The sequence below is a fragment of the Streptomyces sp. NPDC051664 genome (assembly GCF_044453545.1).
GTDB lineage: Bacteria > Actinomycetota > Actinomycetes > Streptomycetales > Streptomycetaceae > Streptomyces.
Genome location: NZ_JBITCU010000087.1, coordinates 1 through 5099 on the forward strand (window position 1 = coordinate 1; position 5099 = coordinate 5099).

The 5099-nt window shown below is 65.0% G+C and carries 5 protein-coding genes and 2 pseudogenes; 4 read left to right on the forward strand and 3 right to left on the reverse strand.

Annotated elements, in window-relative coordinates:
* Positions 1–82: 82 nt before the first annotated feature.
* The 3 genes and pseudogenes from ACIA8E_RS41485 to ACIA8E_RS41495 form a co-directional block, all read left to right on the forward strand.
* A pseudogene (locus tag ACIA8E_RS41485) lies at positions 83–1252 on the forward strand (IS701 family transposase); the annotation flags it as partial.
* Positions 1177–1419 carry a winged helix-turn-helix domain-containing protein gene (locus ACIA8E_RS41490; protein WP_399307235.1) on the forward strand — a complete coding sequence of 81 codons (243 nt, stop codon included), beginning with the start codon at positions 1177–1179 and terminating at the stop codon, positions 1417–1419. The pseudogene ACIA8E_RS41485 and the gene ACIA8E_RS41490, both read left to right, overlap by 76 nt.
* A 151-nt stretch (positions 1420–1570) precedes the next feature.
* On the forward strand, positions 1571–1951 hold the full coding sequence (locus tag ACIA8E_RS41495; RefSeq protein WP_399307237.1) for a transposase: 381 nt from the start codon (positions 1571–1573) through the stop codon (positions 1949–1951).
* 203 nt (positions 1952–2154) lie between these two features.
* On the opposite strand, the gene ACIA8E_RS41500 is transcribed toward ACIA8E_RS41495, so the two are convergent.
* Both ACIA8E_RS41500 and ACIA8E_RS41505 read right to left on the reverse strand, forming a co-directional pair.
* Positions 2155–2757, reverse strand: a complete 603-nt coding sequence (locus ACIA8E_RS41500) for a TetR/AcrR family transcriptional regulator (RefSeq protein WP_399307239.1) — start codon at positions 2755–2757, stop codon at positions 2155–2157.
* 186 nt (positions 2758–2943) lie between these two features.
* Complete coding sequence (locus ACIA8E_RS41505) at positions 2944–3111, reverse strand: hypothetical protein (protein ID WP_399307241.1); 168 nt, start codon at positions 3109–3111, stop codon at positions 2944–2946.
* 379 nt (positions 3112–3490) lie between these two features.
* Between ACIA8E_RS41505 and ACIA8E_RS41510 the strand changes: the two genes are divergently transcribed.
* Complete coding sequence (locus ACIA8E_RS41510) at positions 3491–4315, forward strand: ISAs1 family transposase (protein ID WP_399307243.1); 825 nt, start codon at positions 3491–3493, stop codon at positions 4313–4315.
* Here ACIA8E_RS41510 and ACIA8E_RS41515 read toward each other — a convergent pair.
* Positions 4254–4900, reverse strand: a pseudogene (locus ACIA8E_RS41515) (helix-turn-helix domain-containing protein); the annotation flags it as partial. The gene ACIA8E_RS41510 and the pseudogene ACIA8E_RS41515 overlap by 62 nt on opposite strands.
* Positions 4901–5099: the final 199 nt, after the last annotated feature.

Genomic DNA, 5099 nt, shown 5'->3' on the forward strand with positions numbered 1-5099 from the left:
GACGCCACAGTGCCCTCAACTACCTCTCACCGGTGGAGTTCGAACAGCAGCATCTGCGAGCAGCTAAACTCTCAATCGCGGCATGAGCCCCTGTGCCCACACCCCGGGGGACGCCTCAGGACTCCGGCACTTGCTGTCCCACAGCCGCTGGGACGCCGACCGTCTCCGCGATGACCTGCAGTCCTATGCGGCAGAGCAACTCGGCGCATCAGAGGGTGTGTTGATCATCGACGGCACGGGCTTCGTCAAGAAGGGCATCACCTCGGCCGGGGTGCAACGGCAATATTCCGGGACGGCGGGCCGGACCGAGAACTGCCAGATCGGTGTCTTCGCCGCCTACGCCACCACACGCGGGCACGCCCTGGTCGACCGCGAGCTCTATCTGCCCAAGTCCTGGACCGAAGACCGGGAGCGCTGCCGAGCGGCCAGGATCCCCAACGAGCGTGACTTCACCACCAAGAACGACCTCGCCCGCGCCATGATCGTGCGGGCCCTTCACTCCCCGCTCGCCTTCTCCTGGGTCACCGCAGATTCCGCCTACGGCCAGGACTCCCGCTTCCGCCGTTTCCTGGAAGACGCCGGCCTGTCCTACGTCGTCGCAGTCCCCAAGTCACAGCAGGTCCACGGCCCCCGCATCGACCACCTCATCGGCCAGGCCCCGCCCGAGGCGTGGCAACGCCTGTCCTGCGGCAACGGCGCCAAGGGACCACGGCTCTACGACTGGGCGGCGGCCCGGCTGCCCGCCGTCTGGGAGTTCGACGGCGACGAGCCCACTCGGCAACGCTGGATGCTCGCCCGCCGAAGCATCGCCAGGCCCGACGAGGTGGCCTACTACCTGGCCAGTGCCCCGCTGGACGCCATCGTCGCCTACCTGGCTCGCATCGCGGGCTGCCGCTGGAAGATCGAGGAATGCTTCCAGAGCGCGAAGAACGAATGCGGCCTGGACCAGTACGAACTCCGCCGCTACGTCGGCTGGTACCGGCACATCACACTCGTCATGCTCGCGCACATCTTCCTCGCGGCAATGGCCGTTCAGGAACGCGAAAAAGGGGACGGGATGGAGGCCCTGTGCTCTGCAGGTCCGGCGAACTCCCCGACCGTCACCGATGCCCAGTTCGCCGTACTCGAGGACGAACTCTGCAAGGGCCCCGCCGTGCACGGCTTCGAGGATGAGCGATGGACCCTGGCCCGGGTCCAGATCGTGATCCGCCGCCGTTTTCGGATGACGCTGTCGGTGGCGACGGTGTGGCGGCTACTCAAGCGGACGGCTGGTCCTGGCAGGCACCCGCCCGCAGGGCCCTGGATCGCGACGATCACGCCATCGAGCTGTGGAAGAAGGAGGTGTGGCCGCACGTAAAAGCCTCGCGGCGGCGCATGGCTCCCGGATCGTCTTCGCGGACGAAGCCGGACTCTTCATGATGCCGCCCGCGCCCGCACCTGGGACCGGCCCGGACATACCCCCGTCATCCGGGTCAGAGGACGCTCCCGCAGACGGACCTCGGTCGCAGCCCTGTGCTGCTACAGACCCGGCGGGCAAAGTAGCCTCATCTAGCGGCCCCGCAGCCATCCTTTGCTGAAGGGGGCCGGTAAGAGCTTCTCTTGGAAGGACTACCGTGATCTGCTGGTTCGGGCCCACATTCAGCTCGGCGGTCCGATCGTGGTGGTCTGGGACAACCTCAACACCCATCGCACACCCGGCATGAAGAAGTACGCGGCCGAACACGACTGGCTCACCGTCTTCCAGTTGCCCTCGTATGCTCCAGACCTCAACCCCGTCGAGGAGATCTGGTCACTCCTGCGCAGATCGATGGCCAACGCTGCGTTCGACACACCCGACGCCCTCGACCGCATACTCCGCCGCGAGTTACGCAGAACCCAGCTCCGGCCTCACCTGATTGACGGCTGCTTCACCGCCACCGGCCTGCCCCTCACCCAACCGACCCCACCCTGAAAAACCCAGTAGACACTCCCGAACCAGCACTTCCCCCTGTATCGCACACGGGGCGATGGACCGGTAGTGATCCCAGGAATCCTGGGAAATGAGGTAAGCCGTCATGCCGAACCCATCGGCACGGCGAGGTGAAATATTCCCTGCACTTACGCCAGCAGAGTGCGCGGCTCGCGACTGGCGTCATTGAGGCAGCAGCCCCAGTACTACTTGGACGCTTGGGCGAGGGCAGCATCGAGAACACTGACAGCTATCTCGCGAGCTTCAGCGGCGGCGTCCAGGTCACGATCAAGCTGTGCGGCCACTGATGAACCGTCGTAGAGCATGACCATGCGCCGGCTCAAGACAGCTGGATCCTGCACCCCTGCCTCACGGCCCAGTTCTTCGAAGAGGTTCCTGACCCAGGCTCGTGATGTGTCGCAGAGCTGGGCAACGCCGGTACCCGGCACACTTTCGGCGCTGGCGTTCAAAAACGCGCACCCCCTGAAACCGGGCTCCGCAAAGACCCTTCCCAGAACGTCGAAAACCGCAAGGATGCGTTCGCGGGGCGTATCTATCTGGGCAAGGTGTTTTTCCAAGCGCTGCCTTCGGGCTTCGTGTCGGCGGGTAAGATACGCCTTGATCAGTTCTTCTTTGCTACCGAAGGCAGAGTAAAGAGACGATTTGGCGACGCCAGCGTATGCAAGGATGCGGTCGATCCCTACAGAATAAATCCCCTCGGCATAAAAGAGCTCGTCGGCTGCGAGTAGCAGCCGCTCCCGCGGAGAAAGGTTGCTCGCTCGAGGAGTTTCTTTGAATTTCTTCTCCACACGACGAGCGTACCAGACTGGTCTGTCCGACTGTCCTCTCTGTGACGTGCGCCTCATCAGTGACGCCGAAGAGTTCGCGATCCCAGGAGCAGGTGCCACGCGGACGCTCGGGCGCACCAACGGTCCACTTAAGACGTCGTGTCATTTGGTGAGTCATGGGTCGGTCTGCGAGGTGAGCGTCGCCAATTAGTGCAGGCGCTCGTAGTACCGGAACTCCTCCGTTTCCATGAGGAGGGGCAGGACCTTGTCGAGTTCGGTGATGCAGTGGCGCAGTATTCGGAGGGGCCTTGTCTCAAGGGAGCCGTCGTTGTTGCGCCAGGTTGCCACGCAGCCGGCGATGTCCGAATCGAGCATCCCATGTCGATCCTCCAGTTCCGCACCGCGCAGTCTGGCGGGGAACTCCGCATTAGGTGGTCCTGCCACAGACGGGCTACGACGGTCGGCTTTGCGCTCAATCTCTCCATTCACAGAGGACATCCCCCTTCCCCCTTCACGCGGCCCTGACTCCGACGCGGTCATGTGCGGAGTCAGCGGTAGCAGATCAGAGCCGCAGCGATGCCGGTGAAGGCGCAGGGCCTCGGCGTGAAAACGGAATGAGCGGATTCGCCCCAACTGCCTTTGCTGGTGGGGTGGGTGACGACATGCGGCAGGCACGGTTGCCAGCGATCATGTGAGTGTCTACGTCCCATGATCCTGCTGGAAGACCGTGCCTGCCGTTGCCGCATCATCTCCCATGCCCGCCGCGCTTGACCAGCTCGCCCCTGCCTCGCCTCTGACGGTCCAGGAGTGCCCTGGCCTGCTGGCCTGCCTCGCGACGGTCAGCGACCCACGTGATCCACGAGGCCGGCTGCATCCTCTGGTCGGCGTGCTCGCCATCTGTGCCGCCGCGGTCCTGACGGGCGCGACCTCGCTGCTGGCGATCAGCGAGTGGGCGGCTGATGCCCCGCAGCAGGTCCTGGCCCGGCTCGGCGCCCGCCGCGACCCCTTCACCGGCCGCCGCCGGGCCCCGTGCGAGGCCACGATCCGCCGGGTCCTGACCCAGATCGACGGCGATGTACTGGACCGGGTCGTCGGCGGCTGGCTGTCCGCCCGACGCCCGCAGGCCGGCGGGAAGATGCTGCGAGCGATCGCGGTGGACGGCAAGTCCCTGCGCGGTGCCGCCCGCGCGCACGACCGGAAGATTCACCTCCTGGCGGCCGTCGACCACGCGACCTCCGTCGTCCTGGGACAGGTCGACGTCAAGACCAAGACCACCTGCTTCCAGCCCCTGCTGGACGGCATCGACCTGGCCAGAGCGGTCGTGACCAGCGACGCGATGCACACACAGCGCGAGCACGCCGATTATCTGAGAGGCCGGGGAGCCCACTACATCGTGATCGTCAAGGGCAACCAGAAGAAGCTCCGCAAGCAGATGAAGTCCCTTCCCTGGAAGCAGATCCCGCTGCAGAACCGCACCACCGAGAAGGGACACGGCCGGGGCGAGATCCGCCGGATCAAGGCCTTTTGTGTTTGCCGCCGTGCTCGGCCCACTGCCGGCCCGGATGGGGCATCAGGTTGAGCGGCCCGAACTCGTCCATGCAAAAGATGACTTCGGGTTCGCCGGCCTCGGGTATGACCTCTCCGTCGGCGATCGCGTACAGGTGCTCGACCCGCGCTTTCTTGGCCGCGTAGTCCGGATCGCGGGAGGTCTTCCAGGCCTTCAGGCGTTGAAAGGAGACGCCCTCCTCGCGGAGCAGGATGCGCAGGCCCTCGTGGCTGATGTCGTCGACCACCCCCTCGGCGACCAGGAAGTCCGCCAGCTTGGACAGGCTCCAGGTCGAGCGTGCTCGGTGGGCTTGGACTTCGCGATCTTCTTGATCTCACGGCGCTCCGGCAGAGTGAACCTCTTCGGCCGACCGCCGGAGTACTTCGGATACAGAAAGTCGAAGCCGTCGGTGTTGAAGTTGTGGATCACGTCCCGGACCCGATCGTCACTGGTGAACGACACCTCGGCGATCTTCGCCACCGGCATGCCCTGCGCGGAAAGCAGCACCATCTGGGCCCGTCGCCAGGTCACCACCGACCCGGTGCCTCTGCGGATAATCCGCAGCAGCCGCCGCCCCTCATCGTCATCGATTTCTCGGACACGCACTCGTTCCGCCACTCGGACAGAATGACGCCCACGCGCCGTCCGCCCCAGCAACCGGGCAGCGCGTCACATCACAACAGGGCAAACGTTGCCTGAGAAGTTGTTGTCTTTCCGAAGGCGGTAGCTGCGTTTCCGCTGGTCAGGCATGAGATCGGTGCTTCGGCGGGAGGGATGGCATGTCGTGTCGTCTCTTCGGGTGGGGTGCCAGATGCCG